This window comes from Trebonia kvetii, assembly GCF_007827045.1.
Taxonomy (GTDB): domain Bacteria; phylum Actinomycetota; class Actinomycetes; order Streptosporangiales; family Streptosporangiaceae; genus Trebonia; species Trebonia kvetii.
In genome coordinates, this window is record NZ_RPFW01000051.1 from 1 (window position 1) to 417 (window position 417).

The 417-nt window shown below is 45.1% G+C and carries 1 protein-coding gene; it reads right to left on the reverse strand.

The window, feature by feature from the left end:
- Positions 1–247: 247 nt before the first annotated feature.
- Positions 248–417, reverse strand: a 170-nt coding sequence (locus tag EAS64_RS48140) for a phosphoribosylformylglycinamidine synthase-related protein (protein ID WP_187366585.1), incomplete at its 5' end; no start/stop codon positions are given.

Sequence of the window (417 nt, forward strand, 5' to 3'; positions counted from 1 at the left end):
TTTACTTTCGCAAGCAAACTTTCAACTCTAAAACTATTATATCGGCTAAAGGCTCTTTTTTGAAATAAGTTGGCTTGTAAATCTCATCATTGCCAAAGAATGTTCGGAAATTTTTAGATTACTTTTTTCAGCTTATTTTATTCAATTTGACCAAGTTCAGGAACTTTTTTAAGTAATTCTTCTTTAGTAACAGCCCCTTGACGCAGTAATTTTGGTTTTTCTTGCGTCAAATCGATGATTGTTGTATCTAGTCCATAGATGCTATCATCTTGAACAGCGACTGCGGCTGGTCGCGGCCGTCGAGCGTCCAGGACGCGTTGAAGATCTTGTGCCGGCAGTGCTCGGAGTTGGCCTGGGCGAACATCATCAGTTCGACGTCGGCGGGCGCGCGGCCGAGCGCGGCGTAGCGCTCGCGCA